At 66.5% G+C, this 24,898-nt stretch carries 24 protein-coding genes; 9 read left to right on the forward strand and 15 right to left on the reverse strand.

Translation table 11 applies throughout. From position 1 onward, the window contains the following. The 6 genes from FQU96_RS30045 to FQU96_RS30070 form a co-directional block, all read right to left on the reverse strand. Nucleotides 1-1,212: DNA translocase FtsK 4TM domain-containing protein (locus FQU96_RS30045; protein ID WP_178130791.1), on the reverse strand; the 1,212-nt coding region annotated here is incomplete at its 3' end. Nucleotides 1,213-1,214: 2 nt separating this feature from the next. Further along, the gene (locus FQU96_RS30050; RefSeq protein ID WP_146545078.1) at nt 1,215-2,414 is read right to left on the reverse strand and encodes an aminotransferase class I/II-fold pyridoxal phosphate-dependent enzyme; all 1,200 of its coding nucleotides are present in this window, start codon (nt 2,412-2,414) and stop codon (nt 1,215-1,217) included. A 289-nt stretch (nt 2,415-2,703) separates the two neighbouring features. Continuing rightward, nucleotides 2,704-3,144 (reverse strand): hypothetical protein, encoded by a 441-nt coding sequence (locus FQU96_RS30055; RefSeq protein WP_146545079.1) that lies wholly within the window; start codon nt 3,142-3,144, stop codon nt 2,704-2,706. A 90-nt stretch (nt 3,145-3,234) separates the two neighbouring features. Continuing rightward, a complete protein-coding gene (locus FQU96_RS30060) occupies nt 3,235-3,663 on the reverse strand; it encodes a CopD family protein (RefSeq protein WP_178130792.1) in 429 nt (142 codons plus the stop codon). Further along, nucleotides 3,660-4,025: a DUF3817 domain-containing protein gene (locus FQU96_RS30065; protein WP_146545081.1), complete on the reverse strand. Its 366-nt coding sequence runs from the start codon at nt 4,023-4,025 to the stop codon at nt 3,660-3,662. Before FQU96_RS30065 ends, FQU96_RS30060 begins: the two co-directional genes overlap by 4 nt. A gap of 84 nt (nt 4,026-4,109) precedes the next feature. Next, nucleotides 4,110-5,420 (reverse strand): NAD(P)/FAD-dependent oxidoreductase, encoded by a 1,311-nt coding sequence (locus FQU96_RS30070; protein WP_146545082.1) that lies wholly within the window; start codon nt 5,418-5,420, stop codon nt 4,110-4,112. Between the two features lie 344 nt (nt 5,421-5,764). Here FQU96_RS30070 and FQU96_RS30075 point away from each other — a divergent pair, with 344 nt between their 5' ends. From FQU96_RS30075 to FQU96_RS30085, 3 genes are all read left to right on the forward strand, one after another. Then, nucleotides 5,765-6,139, forward strand: a complete 375-nt coding sequence (locus FQU96_RS30075) for a response regulator (RefSeq protein ID WP_146545083.1) — start codon at nt 5,765-5,767, stop codon at nt 6,137-6,139. A gap of 16 nt (nt 6,140-6,155) precedes the next feature. Beyond that, complete coding sequence (locus FQU96_RS30080; RefSeq protein ID WP_146545084.1) at nt 6,156-6,581, forward strand: response regulator; 426 nt, start codon at nt 6,156-6,158, stop codon at nt 6,579-6,581. A gap of 77 nt (nt 6,582-6,658) precedes the next feature. Next, nucleotides 6,659-9,241 carry a PAS domain S-box protein gene (locus FQU96_RS30085; protein ID WP_146545085.1) on the forward strand — a complete coding sequence of 861 codons (2,583 nt, stop codon included), beginning with the start codon at nt 6,659-6,661 and terminating at the stop codon, nt 9,239-9,241. A 31-nt stretch (nt 9,242-9,272) separates the two neighbouring features. Here FQU96_RS30085 and FQU96_RS30090 read toward each other — a convergent pair whose 3' ends face one another. From FQU96_RS30090 to FQU96_RS30105, 4 genes are all read right to left on the reverse strand, one after another. After that, nucleotides 9,273-10,595 carry an ammonium transporter gene (locus FQU96_RS30090; RefSeq protein WP_146545086.1) on the reverse strand — a complete coding sequence of 441 codons (1,323 nt, stop codon included), beginning with the start codon at nt 10,593-10,595 and terminating at the stop codon, nt 9,273-9,275. 46 nt (nt 10,596-10,641) lie between these two features. Beyond that, complete coding sequence (locus FQU96_RS30095) at nt 10,642-10,980, reverse strand: P-II family nitrogen regulator (protein ID WP_146545087.1); 339 nt, start codon at nt 10,978-10,980, stop codon at nt 10,642-10,644. A 369-nt stretch (nt 10,981-11,349) separates the two neighbouring features. Further along, the gene (locus tag FQU96_RS30100) at nt 11,350-12,711 is read right to left on the reverse strand and encodes an ammonium transporter (RefSeq protein ID WP_146545214.1); all 1,362 of its coding nucleotides are present in this window, start codon (nt 12,709-12,711) and stop codon (nt 11,350-11,352) included. 27 nt (nt 12,712-12,738) lie between these two features. Next, nucleotides 12,739-13,077, reverse strand: coding sequence for a P-II family nitrogen regulator (locus FQU96_RS30105; protein ID WP_146545088.1), 339 nt, complete (start codon nt 13,075-13,077; stop codon nt 12,739-12,741). Between the two features lie 220 nt (nt 13,078-13,297). On the opposite strand from FQU96_RS30105, the gene FQU96_RS30110 reads away from it, so the two are divergent. Then, nucleotides 13,298-14,593: a UbiH/UbiF/VisC/COQ6 family ubiquinone biosynthesis hydroxylase gene (locus tag FQU96_RS30110; protein ID WP_146545089.1), complete on the forward strand. Its 1,296-nt coding sequence runs from the start codon at nt 13,298-13,300 to the stop codon at nt 14,591-14,593. Here FQU96_RS30110 and FQU96_RS30115 read toward each other — a convergent pair. The 3 genes from FQU96_RS30115 to FQU96_RS30125 are packed head-to-tail and all read right to left on the reverse strand — an operon-like array spanning nt 14,536 to nt 16,710. Continuing rightward, nucleotides 14,536-15,093, reverse strand: coding sequence for an isoprenylcysteine carboxyl methyltransferase family protein (locus tag FQU96_RS30115; RefSeq protein WP_146545090.1), 558 nt, complete (start codon nt 15,091-15,093; stop codon nt 14,536-14,538). The genes FQU96_RS30110 and FQU96_RS30115 overlap by 58 nt on opposite strands. 13 nt (nt 15,094-15,106) lie before the next feature. Further along, complete coding sequence (locus FQU96_RS30120) at nt 15,107-15,595, reverse strand: M48 family metallopeptidase (protein WP_146545091.1); 489 nt, start codon at nt 15,593-15,595, stop codon at nt 15,107-15,109. A gap of 59 nt (nt 15,596-15,654) precedes the next feature. Beyond that, entirely contained in the window at nt 15,655-16,710 is a 1,056-nt protein-coding gene (locus FQU96_RS30125; protein WP_146545092.1) for a type III polyketide synthase, read from the reverse strand. A 292-nt stretch (nt 16,711-17,002) separates the two neighbouring features. Here FQU96_RS30125 and FQU96_RS30130 point away from each other — a divergent pair, with 292 nt between their 5' ends. From FQU96_RS30130 to FQU96_RS30140, 3 genes are all read left to right on the forward strand, one after another. Continuing rightward, nucleotides 17,003-18,628: an alpha/beta hydrolase gene (locus FQU96_RS30130; RefSeq protein WP_146545093.1), complete on the forward strand. Its 1,626-nt coding sequence runs from the start codon at nt 17,003-17,005 to the stop codon at nt 18,626-18,628. Nucleotides 18,629-18,717: 89 nt separating this feature from the next. Continuing rightward, nucleotides 18,718-20,244 carry a DHA2 family efflux MFS transporter permease subunit gene (locus tag FQU96_RS30135; protein ID WP_146545094.1) on the forward strand — a complete coding sequence of 509 codons (1,527 nt, stop codon included), beginning with the start codon at nt 18,718-18,720 and terminating at the stop codon, nt 20,242-20,244. 70 nt (nt 20,245-20,314) lie between these two features. Then, entirely contained in the window at nt 20,315-21,442 is a 1,128-nt protein-coding gene (locus FQU96_RS30140; RefSeq protein WP_146545095.1) for a YeeE/YedE family protein, read from the forward strand. Nucleotides 21,443-21,526: 84 nt separating this feature from the next. Here the strand turns inward: FQU96_RS30140 and FQU96_RS30145 are convergent, their stop codons facing one another. Next, nucleotides 21,527-22,027 (reverse strand): OsmC family protein, encoded by a 501-nt coding sequence (locus tag FQU96_RS30145; protein WP_146545096.1) that lies wholly within the window; start codon nt 22,025-22,027, stop codon nt 21,527-21,529. A 102-nt stretch (nt 22,028-22,129) separates the two neighbouring features. Between FQU96_RS30145 and FQU96_RS30150 the strand changes: the two genes are divergently transcribed. Further along, nucleotides 22,130-23,113 carry an alpha/beta fold hydrolase gene (locus FQU96_RS30150; protein ID WP_255468630.1) on the forward strand — a complete coding sequence of 328 codons (984 nt, stop codon included), beginning with the start codon at nt 22,130-22,132 and terminating at the stop codon, nt 23,111-23,113. Nucleotides 23,114-23,117: 4 nt separating this feature from the next. On the opposite strand, the gene FQU96_RS30155 is transcribed toward FQU96_RS30150, so the two are convergent. After that, nucleotides 23,118-23,741: an HAD-IA family hydrolase gene (locus tag FQU96_RS30155; RefSeq protein ID WP_146545098.1), complete on the reverse strand. Its 624-nt coding sequence runs from the start codon at nt 23,739-23,741 to the stop codon at nt 23,118-23,120. A gap of 185 nt (nt 23,742-23,926) precedes the next feature. Between FQU96_RS30155 and FQU96_RS30160 the strand changes: the two genes are divergently transcribed. Continuing rightward, a complete protein-coding gene (locus tag FQU96_RS30160; RefSeq protein WP_146545215.1) occupies nt 23,927-24,799 on the forward strand; it encodes a transporter substrate-binding domain-containing protein in 873 nt (290 codons plus the stop codon). The last annotated feature ends 99 nt before the right edge of the window (nt 24,800-24,898 follow it).

Consider the following 24,898-nt stretch of genomic DNA (forward strand, 5'->3'; position numbering starts at 1 on the left):
CGGCGGCGTTTCCGCCGGCGCTCCCGGCCGTCGCGGCAGATGCAGGATCCGCGCGCTGGTGGCCGAGGCGGCGGCCGCGGCCGGCACCGGTGTTTGTGCCGGCGGCGCAACCGGTGCGGCGGCCGGCACCGGTGCAGGTGACTCGCCCGGTGGAGGCGCAGCGGCGGCAGGTTGTCCGAACACAGGCTCGACCCGCGAGACATCGACGTGGGCAGTGCCCCGCTCGCGACCGAAGACGCGCGCCAGGAGTGACGACAGGGGTGGCAGCGACGACCGCTTCGCCGCGGCGCGGGGCGCCATCGGCGGAATGTCCAGGGACGGCGGTGCGTCGGGAATCGCCTCCACCGGCTTGAGATCGGCGATCGGCGACAACGGCGCGTCGACCATCAGCGTGTCGCGCCCCGGCAAGGGCTGTCCATGCTCCGGAATGCCGGTGAACCGGGCGGGATCATACTGCGACGCATCGATCTCGCCGGGGACATCGGCATAGCCGATGGTGGGCTGCGGTGCCTCCGCTTCGGCCGGCATCTCGCGCTCCGGACGGCCGCGCCACACGGCGACGCCGGCGCGCAGCAGCATCTTCAGCAGCGAGAACGGCAATAGCAGCAGCCGCATGGCAACCGGCAGGTGGCCGCGCTTCATGCCGATCGCCGGCACCATCAGCAGGACCGCGGCGATCGCCGTGATTGGCGGCAGGAAATCCAGCAACCAACCGTCGGAGTAGGTGAGCGTGAGTTCCTTGAAGCGGGATGCCACGGCCGCGCCGGTCACGCCGCCCGGCCCGGCATGCGGCGTCCAGTGCCCGATGGCATCGAGTGCCGATGCGGCGCTGGAGGCGAGCAAGGTCGCCAGCAGGAGCAGTGCCAGGCGCAGGCCGAAGAACGGCAGCGCGTGACGGCGCATCAACATGATGCCCCATGCCGATAGCGCCACCGGTACCAGCAGCGAGCCCAGCCCCAGGCTCTGCATCATCACGTCGGCAAACGTGGCACCGGGAACCCCGAAGAGGTTGCGGGGCGCAAAGCCGGTGGCGCGATTGAGCGACGGATCCGTCGAATGGTAGGTAATGAGCGCCACCAGCGACGCAACGCCGATCGCCGCCGTCGCCAGCCCGACGATTTCCATCGCGCGGTGACGGAAGAACAGCGCCGTGCCGCCAGGCAGGAACCTGCCCGCAGCCGTGGCCGAATGCCTCAAGCTCGCCAGTGCCATGGCTATAGCAACTCCGCGATGCGTGTCAGCGCCGTGCGCGTGGTTTCGAGGTCCTGCACCATCGCCACGCGGATATAGCGCTTGCCTGGGTTCACACCGTCCACCTCGCGCGCGACATAGGCTCCCGGCAGGACCTTGATGCCGCCGTCGGCCCACAGCTTGCGGGTGACGGCTTCGCCGTCACCCACGTCGAGCCACAGGAAGAAGCCGCCGTCGGGCGTGAAGAAGCCACCCTTGTTGTGCAGGATCGACTTCGCCAGCTGGAACTTCGCCCGATAGCCGTCGCGGATGGTCTCGACATGCGCCTCGTCGCGCCACAGGGCCGCCGAGGCATTCTGGATGGGAATCGGTACCTGCACGCCGCCGTAGGTCTTCCAGCGCAGCATCATGGCGACGATCTTGGGATCGCCGGCGACGAAGCCGCTGCGCATCCCCGCCGCATTCGAGCGCTTCGACAACGAATGGAACACCGCCACGTTGGCGAACGGGTTACGGCCGCCGGTCTCGTCCATCGCCAGCGCCGCCTGCAATCCGCCCGACGGCGCGGTGTTGTTGTAGATCTCGGCATAGCATTCGTCGATCGCCAGCACCGCGTCGTGGCGCCGGCACTGATCGATCAGCTTCTGCAGGTAGGGCAGCGACGCCATCGCGCCCTGCGGGTTGCCGGGCGAGCACAGGTAGACGAGCGCCGTGCGCTTCCACGTCTCCGTCGGCACCGAATCGAAATCGGGCATGAAGCCGCTGCCGGCATCGGCATTGAGAAACAGTGGCGTGCCGCCGGTCAGAACCGTGGCGCCGAGATAGACCTGATAGAACGGGTTGGGGATCATGACGACCGGCTGCGCGCCGGCCTTGGACGGCGGCACCGCCACGGTGCCGATGGCGTAGACGCCCTCCTTGCTGCCGGCCAGCGGCAGCACATGGCGCGCCGGGTCGAGCACGCCGTCGGCAATACGATATCGACGCTGCAGCCAGCTCACGATGGCGGCGCACAGATCCGGCGTGCCCTGGTTGGGCGGGTAGCGATTGGTGAAGGCCAGGTCGCGGCTCACAATGTCACGGGCGAACGCCGGAACCGGACCCTGCGGTTCACCGACCGACATGATGATGGGCTGCGCCGGCGCCGGCAGATCGGCAATCAGCGTGGCGAGCCGCGCAAACGGGTAGTCGTTGAGGTCGGACTCAAGGCGGGGGTTGATCATTGCACTCCGGCTTTCCTGTCTTGGCGACCGGACGAGCTTCGCGCCCCCCTTGGCGTCTGGCAACGCCGCGGTGAAATCATGGCCCCAGCACCCCTTAACAACGAACTATGGGGTGATCTTAAACGACAATTATATCAATAACAAGAACAGGATAGAGTGTTTTTTTAACATGGAATTCAATGGCTTGCACAAAGCCATCCCCATCCCGCCGCGGCCCGGCGAAGGATCGAGGAGAAACCCTCGACCCTCCCGTTTCGCCGAGCCCGGCGGCATCGGACAGAAAGTGCCCTCAGGCCGCGCACGGCGCGGCGCGGCGGACCCATGTGATGCCGCGCACCGCCACCTGACCGCGCGCGTCGCGATCAAGCTGGGCGCTGATCTCGGCGCATGTCGGCGTTTCGCCCAGCGGCTTGCCGCGCCCGTCAACCTGGACCAGCGTCAGGCGATGGGAGCAGGCGCCGCTGTCGGCACAGCCGGCCTTCTGTCGTGTTGCCGAATACTGCTGCAGGAAGGCCGGCGTCCGCACGTGCTCGGCCAGCACCGCCTCGGCATCGGCCTCACGCGTGGGCCGGCGGAACGCCGCAGCCAAGGCACTGCCGGTCGGGTCGAAGGCTTCGACGTAGCGTCCACCGCTATCGCCGCCACCCGATGAACCCGTCACGCACCCCGTCACACCGGCGGCCAGGATCATGATCGCAGCGAAGTAACGCACAGTCTTCGATTCCACCATGGCATATCCCTTTCGTCGCACTGGCAGCGGCGGACGATGGGGCGCCACTTGGGCAGGTTGATGGCAGCCGCTGGCGCGGCTGCCGTTGTCTTACAGAGGCTTGGCTATAGCCAGAATCGCAATCACGGTGATCGCGGCGAGAATGAGCGGCGCGGCGAAGCGCAGGAACGCCGGCGGCGTCTGCGGCCGGTTGTTGGCCAGGCGACGCAAGGTGCCCGACTGGATGCCATGCACTGCCGACAGCATCACGACAATGATGAGCTTGACCCACAACCAGGGCGCCGCGAACCATTTCGCATCGAGCGCCATCACCAGGCCCAGGATCCACACCAGCAGCATGGCGGGCGTCGTCACCCGGCCGTCCCACGCACGCGCCCGGTTGATCAGACGCGTTTCATCACGCGATCGCGCGCCCGCCGTGGGCGACAGCGACGTCAGGAGCAGCGACAGCACCAGCATGCCGCCGATCCACGTGATGACGGCGGCGAGGTGCAGCGCCTTGATCAGGAGATAGGTCACGACCGCCTCTCGCCGGCCGGCGCCGGTGCAACGACCAAAGCATCTTCGCGCCGTTGCAGCAGGCGCATGTTCATGAAAGCACCAAACGGAATGAAGGCCACCACGATGAGCCTGACGATCTCGCCGCGTGGCCAGTCGCCGCTCGATACGGTGCTGATGACCATCCAGAGATAGATCAGAAACGCCACGCCATGGATCGGACCGACGATCGCCGTCGCCGCCGGGTAGCCCGCCAGATGTTTCAACGGCACCGCGAGGCAGATCAATACGATGAGCGTCATTCCCTCGAGCAGGGACACCAGCCGCAGCCGTCGCAGCTGCGTCCGCTCGGCCTGTCGCCAGTCAACCTCTTCGCCCGCCATCACCCGCGCTCTATCAAGAACCGCCGGCAGCGAGAATGACAAACTTCATTCGAATCCAGCCAAGCACACGGCGGCGCACGGGCTTCAATCCGAATTGGACCCGCCGGTGATCAGGCGCGCGCCGGACTGGAACGTCACGTACGACCACGTCCAGTCCATCAGCACGATCAGACGATTGCGGAAGCCGGCCAGGAACATGATGTGCACCAGTCCCCACAGCAGCCAGGCGAACAGGCCCGAGAAGCGGTAGCGCGAGAACAGGTGCGCCACGGCATGATTGCGGCCGATGGTCGCCATCGCCCCCCAGTCACGATAGACGAACGGCCGCACCGCCGCGCGCCCGGTGACGCGTGCGCGCAGCAGGTCGGCTACGTAGGCGCCTTGCTGTTTGGCGACCGGCGCCAGCCCTGGATAGGGGTTGCCGGCCGGATCGAGAGCGAGCGCGGTGTCGCCGATCACGAAAACATTGTCGTGGCCCGGGACGGACAGATCCGGCTGAACCCTGATCCGCCCGGCCCGATCGGCATCCGCCTTCAACCATTTGGCCGCCGATGACGCCCGCACGCCGGCCGCCCAGATCACCGTGGCCGACGCGATGCGCTCGCTGCCGACCACGACACCCTCGGCGTCGACCGCCGTGACCGGCACGCCCAGGCGCACCTCGACACCCAGTCGCTGCAGCGACGTATAGGCGCGCTCCGACAGGGCTTCGGGGAAGGCGGACAGCACGCGCGAGCCGGCCTCGACCAGTACGATGCGCGCCGCACGGGGATCGATCTGCCGGAAATCGCGGGCCAGCGCCCGGCGCGCCAGTTCGGCGATGGCGCCGGCCAATTCGACGCCGGTCGGACCGGCGCCGATGATGATGAAATTCAGCAGGCGCCGGCGCACGGCGGGATCTCGCTCGGTTTCCGCCGCCTCGAAGGCCGTCAGGATGCGGCGGCGAATGGCCGTGGCATCGTCGATTTTCTTCAGGCCCGGCGCGTATTGTTCCCAGTCGTCGTGGCCGAAGTAAGAGTGTCGCGCACCGGTGGCCAGGATCAGATAGTCATAGCCGACGTCATGGCCGTCGGTGTGCACCGTGCGGCCCGCGACGTCGACACCGCTGACCCGGCCCATCAGCACGCGCACATTGGCGGCGTCGCGCAGCACACTGCGGATCGGCATCGCAATCTGTGCCGGCGACAGGCCGGCCGTGGCCACCTGATACAACAGCGGCTGGAAGAGATGATAGTTGCGCCGGTCGATCACCGTGACATCGACCGGGGCACCCGCCAGGCGCTGGGCCGCCGTCAGGCCGCCGAAGCCAGCACCGACAATGACGACATGCGGACGTCGCGATGCCGGCGGCGATGCGAGGTCGTGGGGTTCCGAGGCGGACTGCGCATGGGACATGGGTCGGTCAAGCACGGTCGCCCGCCCGCCCAGCGCCGTCAACCGCGCGCCATGCCGGCCGATCGATGCGGCGATCGTCCGCCGGCGGGTTTTCCTTGCCGCTCCCTGGGCAACCTTGCCGATAATGGAAATACTCAGTTCCCATGGCGCAATTCGCCGGTGCTATCGGTTCCGGTTGAATTCACATCCGGAATTGAACCGGAATTGTGACTTTGTCCAACCGTCCAAAGTGGACTATCCTGGGTGGGTGTTTTATTTTTGCGCTTCCGTGTGATAATCGGAGCATCCGAAAACTGTACTTTTGATGTTCCATTCATAAACAGAATTTGACGGAGGTCGCGGCCATGTCTGGCGATGCGATCGTCATCATCGAAGACAATGAAGATCTCCGCGACGAGATCGTCGACTATCTCCGTCGTCGCGGTCGTGCGGCGGTCGGTTGCAGGACTCTTGCCGAGGCCCAGGACGTTTGTCGGCAGCAATCCCCTGCCGTCGTGGTCGCCGACATCCATCTGCCGGATGGCGATGGAGTCACGTTCTGCCGCGACATGGCTGAACGCTATCCGGACATCAAGTGGGTGCTGATGTCGGGCAACGCCGACCTGGTTCGACAGGGCAACCAGGCACGGACCTCGGCCTTTGCCGTGATCGACAAACCCATCCCTCTGCGTACCCTGGATCGCTTCGTCGCCGACGCAACCGTGCGCCGAGCGCGCTAAACCTGCAGTTGGCACCATGCCTGCCCCGTCCGTCCTGACGATCGTTGTGATCGATGACGAGGCTGAACTCCTCGGCGAGATCTCGCGTTTCCTGCAGCGGCGCGGACACCGGGTCCACGCCGCCGCCTCGTTCGCCGAAGGCCAGGCCTTGATCGACAGCATGATCAATCCCGACGTGCTGATCACCGATGTGCGGATGCCGGGCGGCAGCGGCCTGGACCTGGCGCGCCGGTCGCGCGGACGGCACCCGGCGTGCCACGTCATCGTCATGACCGGCCATCTCGACCAGAGCCAGATCGGTTCGGCAGAGGAACTCGGCGCCGTCGCCGTGCTCTTCAAGCCGTTCAGTTTCGGCCGCCTCCTGGCGCTGGTCACCAGCGCCACCGAGCAACGCAACGGCTCTGAGATGCCGGACATCACACACTCGGCATCGGCCGTATAAGGCAGCGCCGCCGGGCCAACTCGCGCGGGTCCACACGATCCAACCCATTGTCGACAACGGTTGAAGCGCAGCACGTCATGATCGGCAGGTGGTTGGACGTTTTTCGCCGGCTGAGCACGGCCATCGGCCCCGCCGGGCTCGTGTGGGGAGTCGTTGCGGCGATCCTCGGCCTGCTGAGCTTTGCCATTACGTTCGCCGACAGCCGCATGACGCGCGACATGGTCGAGGCGCACAACATTCGCACCGCCGCGTTCGATGTGACGACGGGCAGCAACGACCTGAACAAGGCCTTGATCGTGGTGCTCGGCGCGAGGCTCGGCGACAGATCCCGTATCTACGCCCTTACGCCTCTGGAAGCCTGGGGCCAGGCGGCGCGCCAACTACGATCGATCTGTGCCCATTCGGACTGGCGCACGGGCGAGGTCGCATTGCACGCGAACCGCGCTTGCGACGCCTTCAACGCCCTCGATATCGCCATGGTGCCGGCACTCACCGCACACGAAAAATCCGGCACGGCGATCGGCGATGACCTGGTCGCACGCCTGGCAGAACTCGTCAGGCTGACTGACGCAGCCAATACCGCGGCGCTCAGCACCCTGGAACCGCGGCACGAGACGAAAACCTCCCTGCATCTCACTGCCGTCGTCAGCACCAGCGGCTTTCTTCTGGCGGTCGTCATCTTGCTTCTGCTGGTCGGCCGCTCGGCGACGCGCCATCACGATATATCGGAGGTCGCGCGCCGGGCGCAAAGCGATGCACAAGCCAGCCGCCAGCAAGTCGTCGATGCCATCGAGACCGTGCCGGTCGGTTTCGCCTTGTACGACAAGGACGAGCGCCTGGTGCTGTTCAACCGCCAGTACAATGAAACGGTAGCGCACCTGGGCGGCGTGAACGACTCGATGATCGGTTGGCCGCTGGAGCGCATCGCCGAGCATCTTCAGCAACAATTGCTGGTGCGGTATCCCGACCAGGACGGTTCGCACTGGAAGAGCGAATATATCCGCCGGCGCCGCGAGGGGCATCGTGCCGACGTGCAACTGCTGAATGGACGCATGGTGCGGCTGCAGCGATCGTCGACACCCAGCGGCGGCACCGCGACCGTGTGGACGGATGTCAGCGACCTGATCCAGCGGGAGGAGGCATTGCGCAGCAGCGAGCGACGCTTCCAGCTGCTGGTCAACTCGCTCACCGATACCGTGTTCTCGCTGAACCGCGACAATCGCATGACCTATCTCAGCGCCGGCATCGAGGACCTGCTCGGATTCAAGGTGGATGAACTGCGTCTGCGATCGGTGTTCGAGGTGATCCATCCGGACGATCATCCCCTGCTTCATGAGGTTGCCGATCGGCTGCGCGCGCATCGCGGTTTGCCGGCTACGTTCACGTGCCGGATGCAATCCAAGGACGGTACGCATCGCATGGTCGAGATTCGATTGGCCGCCCCGGAGAAGCAGGACAATCTCAACGGCGAATTCGCCATCACCGGCCTGGTCCGCGACATCGAAGCCCAGCACGAACTGGCGCGGCGACTGCACGATCGGATGGAGCGGCTGAACTCGATTGTCCAGTCGACCGGCGCGCTGTTCCTGTTGATCGACCGCCACCAGCACATCGTGATGGCCAACAACGGTTTTCTCAGCTTCACCGGGCTCACCGAGGACCAGATCGTCGATCGGCCGTTTGCGGCACTGGCCGATTGGCGCCTCGACCCGGCGGTCGTCGAGGCCTGGCTGGGCGCCAGCGAAGCTCAGACGCTGAAAGCGGTCGACTACAACAACATGTTGACGAACGCCCGCGGCGAACGACGCACCATCCATGTCACGGCCAACCCCGTGCGCGGCACGTCAGGCCGGGTCGAACACATCGTGCTGCTGGGAGTCGACGAGACGGAGCGGCGGCAGGCGGAACTGCAACTCTTCGATACCTCGCGCCTGGCCACCCTGGGCGAAATGGCGTCCGGCATCGCCCATGAGATCAACCAGCCGCTGACGGTGATCCGCTTCGCCGCCGAGAGCCTGCAGGACGAACTGCGTGAAACGGCGGATAACACCCTTCTGGGCAACCTGCGCCGCTTCATCGACGAGAAATGTTCGCGCGTCACGGCACAGACCGAGCGCGCGGCGACCATCATCCGCGATCTGCGCGGCTTTGCCCGCAAGCCGGACGACATGCCGGAACAGTTCGACGTCGTGCAGGCGCTGCGCGTGGCCGCCACGATGATCGACGAGCAGCTTCGCCTGGCGCGCATCGACTTGCACCTCGACCTTGATCCTGCCGCGCCGCCGATCACAGGACATGCCAGCCGGCTGCAGCAGGTGATCATCAACCTGGTACTGAATGCCCGCGACGCCATCCTCGATACCCGCAATTCGGGCGGCACGATCACGATCCGGGTTCAGACGCTGCGCCAGTCGGGGCACGTCGTCATCACGGTCGAGGACGATGGCCCCGGTATTCCCGGTCACGTGCTGCCGCGGTTGTTCGAGCCGTTCTACACGACAAAGCCGACCGGGAAAGGCACTGGACTGGGCCTGTCCATCAGCTATCAGATCATCCAGCAGATGCGCGGGACGATCACCGCCGAGAACCGCGCCGAGGGCGGCGCCCGGTTCACCGTGACGTTCGACACCGCGCCGATATCCGCCACCGCCGTCAGCTGAGATCGAGCCCCCTCGCGGTGGGGGCTCCCGCTCAATGCACGCTCTCGCCGTGCAGGTTGATGTCGAGGCCTTCGATTTCCTGCTCCGGCGTGACCCGCAACCCGATGGTGGCGTCGATCGCCTTGAGGATGACGGCAGTGCCGATCGCCGACAGTGCCACGGTACAGATGATCCCGTAGAGCTGTGTCAGCACCTGCTGGCTGTTGCCGTCGATCAACCCCTTCACATCGGGTCCGGCAATCGCGCTGGTGGCGAAGATGCCCACCATCACGGTGCCGATCAGGCCGCCGACGCCGTGCACGCCGAACACGTCGAGCGAGTCGTCGTAACCCATGCGCCGCTTGAACGCGGTCGACGCATAGAAGCACCCCAGGCCGGCCACGAGGCCGATGACCAGCGCGGCACTGATATCGACGTAGCCGGATGCCGGCGTGATCGTGCCGAGGCCAGCCACGGCACCGGAGGCGATGCCGAGCACGCTCGGTTTGCCCATCGTCGCCCACTCGGCGAACATCCACGCCAGCGCCGCGGTGGCAGCCGAAACGTGGGTCACCGTCAAGGCCATGCCGGCGCGCGCATCGGCGGCGACGGCCGAGCCGGCATTGAAGCCGAACCAGCCGACCCACAGCAACGATACGCCGATCACCGTCAGCACCAGGTTGTGCGGTGCCATGTTCTCGGTCGGATAGCCGCGACGCGGCCCCAGCATCAGCGCCAGCACCAGGCCGGCGACGCCGGCATTGATATGCACGACGATGCCGCCCGCGAAATCGAGCACGCCGGCCTTCTGCAGGAACCCGCCGCCCCACACCCAGTGCGCCACCGGGCAGTAGACCAGGATCAGCCACAGCGCCATGAACCACAGCATGGCGGAGAACTTGATGCGATCGGCGGCCGACCCCACGACGATCGCCGGCGTGATGGCGGCGAAGGTGAGCTGGAACATCATGAAGATGTTTTCCGGCACCGTCTTGGCGGCGTCGTGCACGCTATCCATCTTCAGGCCGGCCATCATGAAACGCGACAGATCGCCGATGACGCTGTTGCCCGGCGTGAACACCAGGCTGTAGCCCACGACGACCCAGAGCACGGTGACCAGGGCGACGGTGGCCAGCGTCTGGGCCGTGGTGGCCAGCACGTTCTTCTTGCGCACCATGCCGGCGTAGAACAACGCTAGGCCGGGGATCGACATCAGCAGCACAAGCGATGTGGCCACGATCATCCAGGCGGTATCGCCGCTGTCGATCTTCGGCTTGTCATCGGCCGCGATCGCGATCGCCGGCAGCAGCACAACCGCCAGCCCGACAGGCAGCGGCAGACCAAGGCGGCGGACGCAAGACAGGACTGCGGGCATCGCCCATTCTCCCCGTTTTCTTATGGTGGACGTCGCGGAGTTCGTGTCAGAGCGCGTCGGTTCCCGTCTCGCCGGTGCGGATGCGCACGGCGTGGGAGATGTCGGTGATGAAGATCTTGCCGTCGCCGATCTTGCCGGTGGCCGCCGCCTTCTGGACCACCTCGATGGTGCGATCGACCAGGGCATCGTCCAGCACCATCTCGATCTTCACCTTGGGCAGGAAATTCACCGCGTACTCGGCGCCGCGGTAGATCTCGGTCTGCCCCTTCTGTCGGCCGTAGCCTTTGACTTCCGTCACCGTCAGGCCCTGGACGCCCAGCCCGGTGAGCGCCTCGCGAACTTCCTCGAGCTTGAAGGGCTTGATGATGGCGATGAGCATCTTCATGCGTGCAGCTCCACAGCGGGCGTCCATCGGGACCGCCCATCAATAGACCACACGCAGGATAACCGCCCAACTTTTGGACGGGTACAGAAGATTGATACGACGGGTCGATTCGCTGACATGACCATCAATTCAGCATGGCGCCGTATTTTTAGGCACCCTCGTCGGAAGAGCGACCCGACGAAAAAACGCCCGACACCGTGACGGCATCGGGCGTTGGAAGGTGCCACCGAACGTGCGAGGCCCGGCGGCGGAGGGAACTCTGGCGACCTCGGATGCCCGACCTGGCGGTCTGGGCCCCCGCCGCCCTTCACCCGCAACGCAAGTGAAGGGCGGCATGCCGCGCGCGGCGGCCAGGGGTGGCGGTTGAACTCAGTGCACGGTCTCGCCGTGCAGGTTGATGTCGAGGCCTTCGACTTCCTGTTCCGGATCGACGCGCAGGCCGATGATCACGTCGACGACCTTGAGGATGATGAACGTGGCGACCGCGCAGTAGAGGATGGTCACGGCGGCGCCGTAGATCTGGGTCAGCACCTGGCCGGCGTTGCCGTCGATCAGGCCGGCCAGGACCGGCTGGTTCTTCTCGTCGACCTTGCCGGTGATCGCCTGGGTCGCGAAGACGCCCGTCAGCACCGCGCCGACGAAGCCGCCGATCCCGTGCACGCCGAAGGCATCGAGCGAGTCGTCGTAGCCCAGCATGTTCTTGAGCGACGTCGCGGCCCAGAAGCACACCACGCCGGCAACCAGCCCGATGATCAGGGCTCCGGTCGGATTGACGAAGCCCGAGGCCGGCGTGATCGCCACCAGCCCGGCCACGGCGCCGGAGATGACGCCCAGCACCGACGGCTTGCCGCGCATCGCCCACTCCGCGAACATCCAGGCCAACGCCGCCGCGGCCGTGGCGATCTGCGTCACCGCCATCGCCATGCCGGCCGATGCGCCTGCCGATACCGCCGAGCCGGCATTGAAGCCGAACCAGCCGACCCACAGCAGCGACGCACCGATCACCGACAGCACGAGGTTGTGCGGCGCCAGGTTGTCGTTGCCGTAGCCCTTGCGCTTGCCCAGCACGAGGGCGCAGACCAGACCGGCAACACCGGCGTTGATGTGCACGACCGTACCACCGGCGAAGTCCAGCACGCCCCAGGTGCCGAGGAAGCCGCCGCCCCACACCCAATGGGCGATGGGCGCGTAGACCACGATCGACCACAGGCCCATGAACCACATCATCGCCGAGAATTTCATGCGCTCGGCGAACGCACCGGCGATCAGTGCCGGCGTGATGATGGCGAAGGTCATCTGGAAGCACATGAAGACCGATTCGGGGATCGTCTTCGCAAGGTCATGAACGGAGTCGACGGCCATACCGCGCAGGAAGAAACGGCTGAGGTCACCGATGATGTTGCCGCCGGTCGTGAATGCCAGGCTGTAGCCGATGATCATCCACAGCACGGTGACGAGGGCCGTGATAGCGAAACTCTGCATGGCCGTGGCCAGCACGTTCTTGCGACGGACCATGCCGGCGTAGAACAGCGCCAGGCCGGGAATGGTCATCATCAGGACCAGCGCAGTCGACGTCAGCATCCATGCGGTATCACCGGTGTCGAGCTTTGGCGCCGGCGGCGCTGCGGGTGGCGCCGCCGGCGGCGTCTGCTGCGCGAGTGCGGTTGCCGCATATATCGCGGTCAACGAAGCCCCGGCAGCCGCCAGCGCCAGACCACGTACCTTCTGCATTGTCATTGGTCTTGTTCCCCTGTCTTCCTACAGCGCATCGGCGCCCGTTTCGCCGGTGCGGATGCGAACCGCCTGCTCGACGTTGGCCACGAAAATCTTGCCGTCCCCGATCTTGCCGGTCGCCGCGGTCTTCTTGAGGGTCTCGACGACCTGCTCGACCGCACTGTCGGCGACCACCACCTCGATCTTCACCTTGGGCAGGAAGCTCACGGCATATTCCGCGCCGCGGTAGATCTCGGTCTGCCCCTTCTGCCGGCCGAACCCCTTCACCTCGATCACGGTCAACCCCTGAACGCCGATGGCGGTGAGCGCTTCGCGCACCTCGTCGAGCTTGAAGGGCTTGATGACGGCCATGACTAACTTCATCGGCTTTCCCCTTAGTCTCCGGCAGACAAGCCCCTCCCAGCACCGACGCTTGGCCGTCGAGGTGAACCTGGCCGCTGACCTTTCCGGACACTGGCTGATCAAGAACCGTGCCAACCGCGGCCCGGCTGCGACACCCGGTCCGACCGTTCCGTCATCGGCGAGCTTGGCGCCTGTCGGAAAAAAGGGCACCTAGGGGACCCATGCACCGGGAACAGCACCTTTGACGGCAAACAACGGCACCGAGGAACAGGCGGCGGACGTCGTGGTGGTCGGTGCCGGCCTGATCGGCGCGACGCTGGCGGCGGCGCTGGGATCGGCCGGTGTGCGCGTGGCTGTGATCGACCGGCTGACGGGTTCATCCCAGGTGGCCCCGACCTTCGATGGCCGGACCACCGCCATCGCCCATGGCTCGCAGCGGGCGCTAGAGACGATCGGCGTCTGGCGCTTCCTGGGACACCACGCCCAGCCCATCCTCGACATCCGGATCTCCGACGGCCGCCTCGATCCCACGGGTGGTCCGGCGCCGGTGTCGCCGTTGCACCTGCATTTCGATCATCGCCAGGCCGCCCGACCCGGCGAGGCGGTGGCGCCCATGGGCCATATCGTCGAGAACCGCCATATCCGGGCGGCCCTGTTCCGACGCCTGGAGGAACTTCCCGCCGTCAGCCTGCTGGCGCCGGCCGAGCTCTCCGGCGCCGAGCGCAGCGACAACGAGGCCCGGGTTGTGCTGGCCGATGGACGGGCGATCAATGCCGCCCTGCTGGTCTCGGCCGAAGGTCGCGGCGGCATGCTGCGCGAGCAGGCGGGAATCCGCTTGCACCGAGCCGGCTACGGACAGACGGCGATCGTCGTCACGGCCGAACACGCGCTGCCCCACCGCGGCGTGGCGCAGGAGAAATTCCTGCCGGCGGGGCCCTTCGCCATCCTGCCCATGACGGACGATCCGGCGACCGGCGCCCACCGGTCGTCGATCGTGTGGACGGAGCGCGCTGAACTGGTTCCGGCGTTGCTGCGCCTGTCCGAGGCGGCGTTCCAGAACGAGTTCGCCCGCCGGTTCGGCGAACACCTTGGCGCGGTGAAGGCGGTGGGGCCGCGTTTTTCCTATCCGCTGTCAGTCCAGACCGCCGAGCGGCTGGTGGCACCGCGCCTGGCGCTGGTCGGCGATGCCGCACATGGCATTCACCCCATCGCCGGACAGGGCTGGAACCTGGGCCTGCGCGACGTCGCGGCGCTGGCCGAGATCGTGGTCGATGCCCATCGCCTGGGCCTGGACGTCGGCCATGCCTCGGTGCTGGCCGACTACGAGCGCTGGCGCCGGGTTGACGGCCTCGCCATGATCGGCGCCACCGACGGGCTCAACCGGCTGTTCTCCAACGATGTGCTGCCGCTGCGCCTGGTTCGCGACGTCGGGCTGGCGGCGGTGAACCGCATGCCGCCACTACGACGCTTCTTCATGCGTCACGCCATGGGGTTGATCGGCGATCTGCCACGCCTGATCAAGGGCGAGGCGCTGTAGCCCTCGCGCGGGCGCCGCGCCAGCGCGGCGTTTTCGATCCGAATGCGATGCCACAGCAGCAGTGCATTCAGCGCCGACCAGACGAGCGCGATGTGCCAGGCGCCGAATGCCAGCGGCAGCACGGCGATCTCGCCGACGACGATCCAGTAATTGGGATGGCGCAGCAGCCGGTAGGGACCACGCCGGATCAGAGGCGCGTCCTCGACGGTGATGATGCGTGTCGTCCAGAACCGGCCGAGACTGGCCACGACCCAGACCCGCAGCGCCTGCAGCACGAGAAAGATCGCGACGAGCGTCCAGGATGGCGGCGTCGACCATGGCACGATGACAGCCAGGGCGAGCAGCCAGGAGCCGTGCAGCAGGATGAACAGCGGATAGTGGCGGGCACCGATCTCGCGACCGCCCTGCGCCAGCAGACGCCGCGTGTTGTGGCGTGCCAGCGCAAGCTCAGCCAAGCGCTGGACTACCACGAATGCGAGCAACCAGAGAAACGGCGTCATATGTCCATGAACTCTATCGGCTGGCTTGCGGCTTGATGCCCTTCTTGTAGTTGGCGATCGCCGCCTTCAGCGTTCGCTCCTCCTTGCAGCCGAAGGTGCAGAGTTGGCCGAGCCGGCCCAGGTGCTCCTCGGCGCGCTGCGGCTGATCCAGCATCAGGTACGCCTCGCCGATATACTCGTGCGCCCCCAGGTGCTTGGGATCGAGTGACAACGCCTTTTGGTAGAACTGCAGCGAACCCGCGGGATCACCCGATTTGCGGGTGGCATAGCCCATCAGGTTGAAGGCTTCCGGGTTGCTGGGCTCGGCGGCGATCACGCGCTGCAGCCAGCCTTTGGCATTGGCGTACTGCTTGTGGGCGATGGCCGCCTTGGCATTGTCGAAGTCCGGGTTGGAGCGTCGTGACGGCGTGTCCGATCCGCCGCTCATGGCGAGCGCGGCCGGCGCCGCGACCAATACCGACAACGCGGCGGCCATCATCGCCACGGCAGTGAATCGTCTCATGGAATGCTGCACGTATGCCTCCTTCACCCAAACAGCCGAAAGTCGACGGCCGACCAGCCTCACGCGGCCTCAAGCGTGAGGAACGAACCGGTGAAGCCCGGTCCCAATGCCGACATCAGATTGCGGCCGCGCAGGCCGCGTCGCAGCATGCGGTCGAGCACGAACATCACCGTCGCCGCCGACATGTTGCCGTAGTCGCGCAGCACGGCGCGGGCATCGACCATGCCGCCGGTCTGCAACCCGAATACTTCTTCCAGGGCGTCGATCACCTTGGCGCCGCCGGGATGGGCGATGAAGCCGTCGATGTCGGCAAGGCCAAGGCCGTGCCGGGCCAGGTAGTCGCACGCCGCCGGCCGCACCTTGTCGCGTACCAATGCCGGGATATCGCGCGAGAACAGGACCGTGAGACCATCCTCGGCCACGTCCCAGCCCATCACGTCGAGCGTTCCGGGCCACCGCCGTTCGCCCGCGTGGAGTATCGCCGGATTATCGTTGGCGATCGTCTGGGCGCGCACGACGGCCGCCGCGGCGCCATCGCCAAACAGCGCCGTGGCAATGATGTTGGCCTTGCGCCGATCACCGCTGCGGAAGGTCAGCGTGCACAGCTCGACGACCAGGAACAGGACGTTGGTGCCCGGCTCGGCGCGCGCCAGCCTGGCCGCCGCGCCCAGCCCCGTCACACCGCCGGCGCAGCCCAAACCGAAAATCGGCAGCCTTCCGACTGTTTCGCGAAACGGCAGGCGTTCCATCAGCAGGGCGTCGAGACTGGGCGTGGCAACGCCGGTCGAGCAGACGGTAACGATCTGGTCGATGTCGCCAAAGCTCAGGCCGGCGTCGGCAACGGCACGCCGGGCGGCGTCCGCGAGCAGTGCCGGCGCGTGCCGCAGGAAGGCATCATTGCGCGTCTTCCAGCCGATCGGTCGCTGATACCAATCGAGCGGCTCACACAGATGGCGGTTGTCGATACCGGCGTGCAAAAACGCCGGCAGCAGGCGATCCACGTCAACGCCGTTGGCACCGAAGTAGCGACCGGCAGCCTGCATCAGGTCGCGTTGAGGCACGGCATGCGCGGGTGCCGCAGTGGCAAGTGACAGCAGGCGAGCGATGGCGGTCATGGGATCCTTGGCCTGTGACTACAGTGTAAGGCTCGGCATTCGATGTCCGATGTTCACGTTGTCGGCATGGATGTTTCCAGCCGGTTACCAGCGGCTCGACGACTTGTTTCAAGCGGTGAACACTAGGCGGTTTCATTTCTTCCGCTGCCATGGATGAACGCACGAAGATCCCGGCGGATGCCACCGTCCGGTCCGCCCGCCGGTCGACAGCCGTGTGAAGAACCGTTAGACCGGTTGCGTGTTACTGACCGCAGTATGACGAACGATCGCGTGCCGGGCGCGTGGAGCGGGTATGCTGACCATTCGGTTGTTGGGCGAAATGGAAGTGCTGCGGGGGTCCGAGCGGCTGGATCTGCCGCGCTCGCGCAAGACCCGGGCCCTGCTGGCATACCTCGCCGTGACCGGGCGGGCGCACCGCCGGGAGCGCCTGTGCGAGCTGCTGTGGAACGTACCCGACGATCCGCGTGGTGCCTTACGGTGGAGCTTGAGCCGAATTCGCGCGCTGGTGCGCGATTCCGAATCGTCGATCATTCATGCCGACCGTGCCGTCATCCAGTTCAATGCCGACGGCACCACCGTGGACCTGCTGGCGCTGCGCGCCAGCCTGGACGACATCGACGCGGCGTCCGTGGCGCAGTTGAAGGACGCCGCCGCAGCCTTTCGCGGCGCGTTCCTCGAGGGCCTCGATCTGCCCGAGTGTCACGAGTTCCGGTCATGGGTCGTGGCTCAGCGCGAAGATGCCCGCGCGCTGCATGCGCGCATCCTGGCAGCGCTTGTCGCCCGCCTGGCGGACGACGTCGAAAGCGCACTGCCGCATGCCCGCACGCTGGTTCAGATCGATCCGCAGGACGAACAGGCCTGGAGTCGGCTGATCCGGCTTCTAGTCTCCGCCGGCCGTCAGCAGGAAGCCCGCGAGCAGTATGAGACGGCGGCCCTTGCCCTGAAGCCGGTGGGCGGCCCCAAGGACTCCCTGCTGCAGACCTGGCGTGACGTGGGTGGTGTCGTGGCGCCGCCGCGGCCGGCCACCGCGGTTCCGGTACCCGAGGCTCCCGCGCCGGCACCGCCGACATCATCGGTCTATCAGGAAATTCGTTTCTGCGTGGCCGACGACGGCGTGCGCATCGCCTACGCCACCGCCGGCCAGGGGCCGCCGCTGGTCAAGCCGGCCAACTGGATGACCCATCTGGAATACGACTGGGAGAGCCCGGTCTGGCGGCACTGGATTCGCGAGCTGGCGAGCCATCACCGCCTGGTCCGCTACGACGAGCGCGCCAACGGCCTCTCCGACTGGGACGTACCGAACCTGACGTTCGACGCCTTCCTGCGCGACCTGGAGGCCGTCGTCGACGCCGCGGGCCTGGAGCGCTTTCCCATCGTCGGTGTCTCGCAAGGCTGCGCCATTGCCATCGCCTACGCGGTCAAGCACCCCGAACGCGTCAGCAAGCTGGTGCTGTACGGCGGCTATACGCAGGGCTGGGCGCTGCGGGCGCCCGAGGACGTCGCGCGCCGGCAGGCGATGGGCGTGCTGATGGAGCTGGGCTGGGGCCAGGACAATCCGGCATTCCGACAAGTGTTCACGTCGCTTTTCATTCCCGAGGGCAGCGCCGAACAAGTGCAGTGGTTCAACGATCTGCAACGCATGTCGATATCGCCGCGCAATGCCGTGCGACTCAACGACGCTTTCGGCACGATCGATGTCCGCCCCCTGCTCTCGCAGGTGCGTACACCGACCTTGGTCCTGCATTGCCGCGACGACAACGTCGCGCCCTTCTCCGAAGGCCGGCTGTTCGCCGCGACGATACCGCAGGCACGCTTCCTGCCGCTCGATGGCCGCAACCATATCCTGCTGGAGACCGAACCGGCATGGCAGCGATTCGTCGCCGAGGTGCGCGCCTTTCTCGGCGTCAACGACCTATGATGCCGGAATAGCAGGCCCACCGCGGGGTTCGTTATCAGCCGGCCGCGCCCGGTGATGACCTTGTTCCTGCATGAGATGGCTTTGATGCGATGACATCGCCGCGCACCGAGAGCCATCCGCCGTCGCCCTGGATGCTGTGGGCCGGCTTCGCCGCGATGTGCCTGGGCATGTTCATGGCGATCCTCGACATCCAGGTCGTCGCCACGTCGCTGCCCAATATCCAGTCGGCGCTGACGATCGCGCCCGACCAGATGAGCTGGATCCAGACCTCGTACCTGATCGCCGAGGTGATCGCGATCCCGCTGACCGGCTGGCTGACGCGCGTGCTGGGCATGCGCGGCCTTTTCGTGGTCGCCGTAACGATCTTCACCTTGGCGTCCGTGGGCTGTGCCGCCAGCACCGGCTTCGGTGCCCTGGTGGCGTGGCGGGTCGTGCAAGGCTTCGCCGGCGGCACGCTGATCCCGGCCGTGTTCTCCGCCGTGTTCCTGCTGTTTCCGGCCCGCGGCCAGGCGCTGGCGACGACCATCGCCGGCGTGATCGCGGTCCTGGCGCCGACACTGGGTCCGGTCGTCGGCGGTTGGATCACCGAGACTTATTCCTGGCACTGGCTGTTCCTGATCAACGTCGTGCCCGGCGTGATCGCCACGCTGGTGGGCGGCACCCTGCTGCCACGGCAGCGCGTCGATCGCGACCATGTCCGCACGCTGGATGGGGTGTCGCTGATCCTGATGGCCGTGGCGCTCGGCACCCTGGAGATCGCCCTCAAGGAAGCGCCGTCACGCGGCTGGACGTCGCCGCTGGTGCTGGGCCTGTTGCTGCTGTTCGCTGCGACGGGCACGTCGTTCGTACGCCGCACACTGCGGAGTCACCGTCCGGTGGTTGACCTGCGCGCGCTGGCTGATCGCGATTTCGCCATCGGCTGCTGGCTCAGCTTCATGCTGGGGGTGGGGCTCTACGGCTCGGTCTACCTGATGCCGGTCTTTCTCGGTTTCGTGCGCCAGCACGGTCCGCTGCGCATCGGCGAAATCATGCTGGTGACCGGCATCCTGCAATTGCTGACCGCACCCTTGGCTGTCGCGCTGGAGCGGCGCATCGACGCGCGGTGGCTGACCGCGGCGGGCTTCACCCTGTTTGCCGTGGGGCTTGGCATGAGCTGCTTCCAGACCTGGGAAACCGACTTCGACGAGATGTTCTGGCCCCAGGTCGTGCGCGGCAGCGCCATCATGCTGTGCCTGCTGCCGCCAACCCGCCTGGCGCTCGGCCATCTGCCGCCGGCACGGGTGCCCGACGCCAGTGGGCTGTTTAACCTGATGCGCAACCTGGGCGGCGCCATCGGCCTGGCCCTGATCGACACGGTGCTCTACGGCCGGGCGCCCGTCCATGCCGAGCGAATACTGGCCCGTCTGGCCGCGGGCGATCTCGAGACCGCCCACAGCATCGGACTGCCAGCCATGCCGGGCACTGCCATGAACATGGTGCAGCCGCTGATCGAGCGGGCGGGTTTCGTGACGGCTGCCAACGAAGCCTGGGCCATGCTGGCGGCCTTCACCATCGCCGGCGTGGTGGCCCTGCCATTCGCACGCCAGCGCTCTGTCGCCCCAATAACACAAAAATAATATGTTATATTAACAAAAATCTCTCGCGAAATTCGGTAAATTCTCTATTTTACAGTTCGCGAGATAAAAATTGAGCGCGACCGTGGCCGATCTCGACCCCAGAACCATCCTTTTGCTCGGTGGCCTTGCCATCGGCGTGGCTTTCGGCGCCATCGCCCGATGGTCGGCGTTCTGCGTGCGCGGTGCGGTCGAGGACATGATCGCAACGCCTGACGCGCCCCGCCTGCGCGGCTACCTGCTGGCGGCCGCCGTCGCCGTCCTCGGCACCCAGGCGCTGGTCGCGCTGGGGCTGCTCGACCTGAGCAAGGCGCTATACATGCCGTCGCTGCTGCCGCTGGGCGGCGTGGTCCTGGGCGGTCTTGCGTTCGGCGTCGGCATGGTGCTGGCGGGCGGCTGCGGCGCACGGCTGCTGGTGCTGGCGGCCGGCGGCAACCTGCGTTCGCTGGTCACGCTGATGGTGCTGGCGATCGCCGCCTACGCTACCTTGCGCGGGCTCTTCGCCCTGCCGCGCCAGGCCTTCAGCGGCGCCACGGGTGTCGAACTCAAGGCCCTGGGGCTGGCCGACCAGAGTCTGGCGGCGCTGCCGGCCAGGATCTGGGGCGCCTCGTCGGACTGGGCGCGCGGCCTGGTCGTCGCGGCGCTGACCTTGCCGGCGCTGGCCTATGTGTTCCGCCGCCGCGTGGCGCCGCGCCACCTGATCGGCGGCGCGCTGATCGGTTTGCTGGTGCCGGCGGGATTTGCCGTCACTGGCATCCTCGCCGTCGACGAGTTCAACCCGACACCGGCCGAGAGCATCACGGTCACAGGTCCGCTGGCGCAGACCTTGATCTACGGACTGACCTACACCGGCGCCACGATGGATTTCGCGATCGCCTGGGTGCTGGGCATTCCGGTCGGCGCGGCACTGGTCGCGCTGCTGCGGCGCGAGGCGCGCCTGGAAGGCTTCGAGGGCGCCAACCACACGCGGCGCTATCTGGTGGGCGGTGCCCTGATGGGCGTCGGCGGCGTGCTGTCGATCGGCTGCACCATCGGCCAGGGCCTGACCGGCGTCTCGACCCTGTCGATCGGCTCGCTGCTGGCCATCGCGTCGATCTTCGTCGGCGCCGTGCTGGCGATGCGCTGGCGCCAGATCGTGGCCGTGGCGCGGCAGCGCATCGGCGGACAGCCCGGCACGGTGGGCGCCGTATCACACTCCTGAGTTCGACACCGTCCGCTGACAACACACAACGGCCAGCGGGCGGCCTCCCCGACGGGCGCTCCGGGTGACCGGAGCGCCCGTTTCTTATGCCGTCAGCGCCAGCGACGGCGGGTTCTTCAGGGTCTGGTAGATCACGCAGTAGCGCTCGGTGAGCTTGTAGAGCGTCGTGAGCTGCTCGGCCGTGGCATCGGTGTCGAGATCGAACGACAACCGGATATCGCGGAAACCAACAGGGGCTGCCTTGTCGACGGCGAGCGTGCCGCGGAAGTCGAGATCGCCTTCGGCGCGCACGGTGCCCTGGCGGATGGCAACGCCCAGCGATGTGGCCACCGCTTTCAGGGTGACACCGGCGCACGCCACCAACGCCTCCAGCAGCATGTCGCCGGAACAGGCCTGCGAGCCGTCGCCGCCGGTGGCCGGATGCAGGCCGGCCTCGACCAGGGCCCGCCCGGTATCGACCTTGCAGGCGATGCTTGACGAATCGAGACTGCCGCTGGCGCGCAGCGTAATGGTCGCCGCGTCGGGCGCCTGTCGATACTTCTCCTTGAGCGGCGCCTGGATGGCGCGCAGTTGTTCGAGGTCCATGGCCTGCTCCCGTGCTTCCGCGCTGCGGCTGGTGCGATTCCAATCCACGCCAGCATGGCGCCGTTTGCGCTAGAGTGGAACCCACAATGGGAGGAACCACCGGTGACACTGCTTGCTTCACCTGTTCCGGGCATCACGCTCAAGACCGTCAGCGCCAACGGCATCACCATGCGCTATGCCGAAGCCGGCAGTGGACCGCTGGTGCTGTTCTGCCACGGCTGGCCGGAGAGCTGGTATTCGTGGCGTCACCAAATCAAGCACTTGAGCGCCGCCGGCTTCCGCTGCGTGGCGCCCGACATGCGCGGCTATGGTGGCACCGACGCGCCAGCCGAGATCGAGCACTACACGATCTTGCATATCGTGGGCGACATGGTCGAGCTGGTGAAGCAGCTGGGCGAGACGCAGGCGGTGATCGTCGGCCACGACTGGGGCGCACCGGCGGCATGGAACAGTGCCATGCTGCGGCCCGACGTCTTTCGCGCCGTCGTCGGCATGAGCGTGCCGTGGGCGCCGTCGGGCTATGTCGACCTGCTGTCGGCGCTGGCCAAGATCGGCATCACCAACTTCTACATCCAGTACTTCCAGAAGCCCGGTGTCGCCGAAGCCGAGCTCGAGCGCGACGTGCGCACCGCGCTACGGCGCATCTACTACACCGCCAGCGGCGAGATGAAGGAGCGCGGCAAGGGTTTCGCGCAGCTGCCCGAAGGCGGCGGCCTGCTCGACAACACGGTCGATCCGCCGTCGCTGCCGTCGTGGCTCAGCGATGCCGAACTTGACTACTACACGGCGCAGTTCACCCGCACCGGCTTCCGCGGCGGCCTGAACTGGTATCGCAACCTGACGCGCAGCTGGTCGCTGTTCGGCCCCTGGCGCGGGGTGCCGATCCGCCAGCCCTCGATGTTCATCGCCGGCAGCCGCGATGGCGTGCTGCGCTTTCCGGCATCACAGTCCCAGCTGGATGCCTACCCGCAGACGCTGCCCGGCCTGCGCGGCAGCCACATCATCGACGGCGCCGGCCACTGGATCCAGGGCGAGCGGCCCGAGGCGGTGAACACGCTGCTGCTGGACTTCCTGAAAGGTCTGTAGCGCCTCACAACCGCACCACCGTCAGCAACGGCTCGATCGCGCGCGACGTGATCATCGCGGCCGGTGCGCCCTGAGGCGCCGGCAGGCCGATGCGGTTGTGCCAATAGGTGTCGAGCCCAACGGCGGCGGCGCCGAACAGGTCGTAACCGGAACCGGCGACGAACAGCGCATCGCGGGCATCGACGCCGAGTTCATCCAGCGCCATCCGATACGGTCGCGGATCGGGCTTGTAGAAGCCGGCGCGCTCGGCCGTGACCACGACATCGAACGGCACGCCCACCTGCTCGGCAGCGACATGCCCGAGGCGCTCTGAGCAGTTGGTGACCACCGCAAGCTGATGCGTTGCCCGCAGTGTGGTCAACGTGTCCTGTACGCCGGACCACGGCACCAGCGATGTCCAGTGCCGCTCAAGCTGCACCACGGCACCCGGATCGACGTTCGCATCCGCCGCCGCTTCGGCGACCAGCGTTTCATACGGACGATAAGCCCCGCAGGCGTACGTGCGACGCAGATAGGCAGCACGCCAGCGACGACCGATCTCGCTACTGCCGGCAGCAGCGTCCCATAACGACCAGGAATCGAGCACGGCCGTCAGGAGGTCAAACAGGACTGCACGATATCGCGTCATGAAGCGCACCCTTCGCAAATCATCCGCATAGTTCGTTCGCACACGTGCAACTTCGCATGATTTTTGCCTGCGCGTCGGCGCGGTTTCTGCAAGGATCGCCGCGCGACAATCGACTGCCTGTGGGAGGGGAGTTCATGAACGAAGACGAGAAACAAGGTCAATCGCCCGCAACGACGCGGCGCGACATGTTTCATCTATCGGCAGCGACGGCCGGCGTCGTCGCGGCGGTCGGCGCCGTCGGCGCGGTCGCCACCGCGCCGCGCGCGGCGCTCGCGCAGACCATCGATCCGTCCAAGAGCAAGCTGCAGGAGGTGCTCAAGCGCGGCAAGCTGATCGTCGGTACCGGCAGCACCAACCCGCCATGGCACTTCGAGGACCGCAGCGGCAAGCTGGTCGGCATGGACATCGACCTGTCACGACTGCTGGCCAAGAACCTGTTCGACGACTACGAGAAGGTCGAGTACGTCATCCAGGGTTCCGACGCGCGCATCCCGAGCCTGGTCACCAACAAGGTCGACATCGTGGTGCAGTGGATGACGATCACGCCGGGCCGCGCCCAGCAGGTCGAGTTCACCATCCCCTACTATCGCGAAGGCGTCGGCCTGATGATGATGGCGGGCGGCAAGTACAAGACCTTCCAGGAGGTCAAGGCCGCCGGCAAGTCGGCCAAGATCGGCGCCATGCAGAACGTCTTCATCGAGGAATGGGTCCACAAGGCGCTGCCCGAGGCGGGAGTCGACCAGTTCGACAGCCCGGACACCACGCTGCAGGCGCTCAACGCACGGCGCATCGATGCCTACCTGGGCGACCAGTCGGCGATCCGCTGGCTGATGCAGCAGTTCCCCAACCGCTATGTCGAGGGTGGCTACGGCTGGATGCCCAACTCGTACGCCTCGGCGGTGCGGCCGGGCGATCCGATCTGGCTGAACTGGGTCAACACCGTCTACAAAGAAGCGATGATGGGCGTCGACTTCGACTACTTCGCCGCCTCCTACAAGAAGTGGTTCGGCCTGGAATTACCGACACCGAAGGTCGGCTTCCCGCAGGAATTCGTCTGATCCTCCTCCCATGTCGTGGGGAGGTGCTCCCAAGGGGCCGAGGGGAGATGACGTGGTCTTGGTAATCGAGACCACGTGAGGCCCACCTCTGCCCTTCGG

Source organism: Reyranella sp. CPCC 100927 (genome assembly GCF_007859315.1).
GTDB lineage: Bacteria > Pseudomonadota > Alphaproteobacteria > Reyranellales > Reyranellaceae > Vineibacter.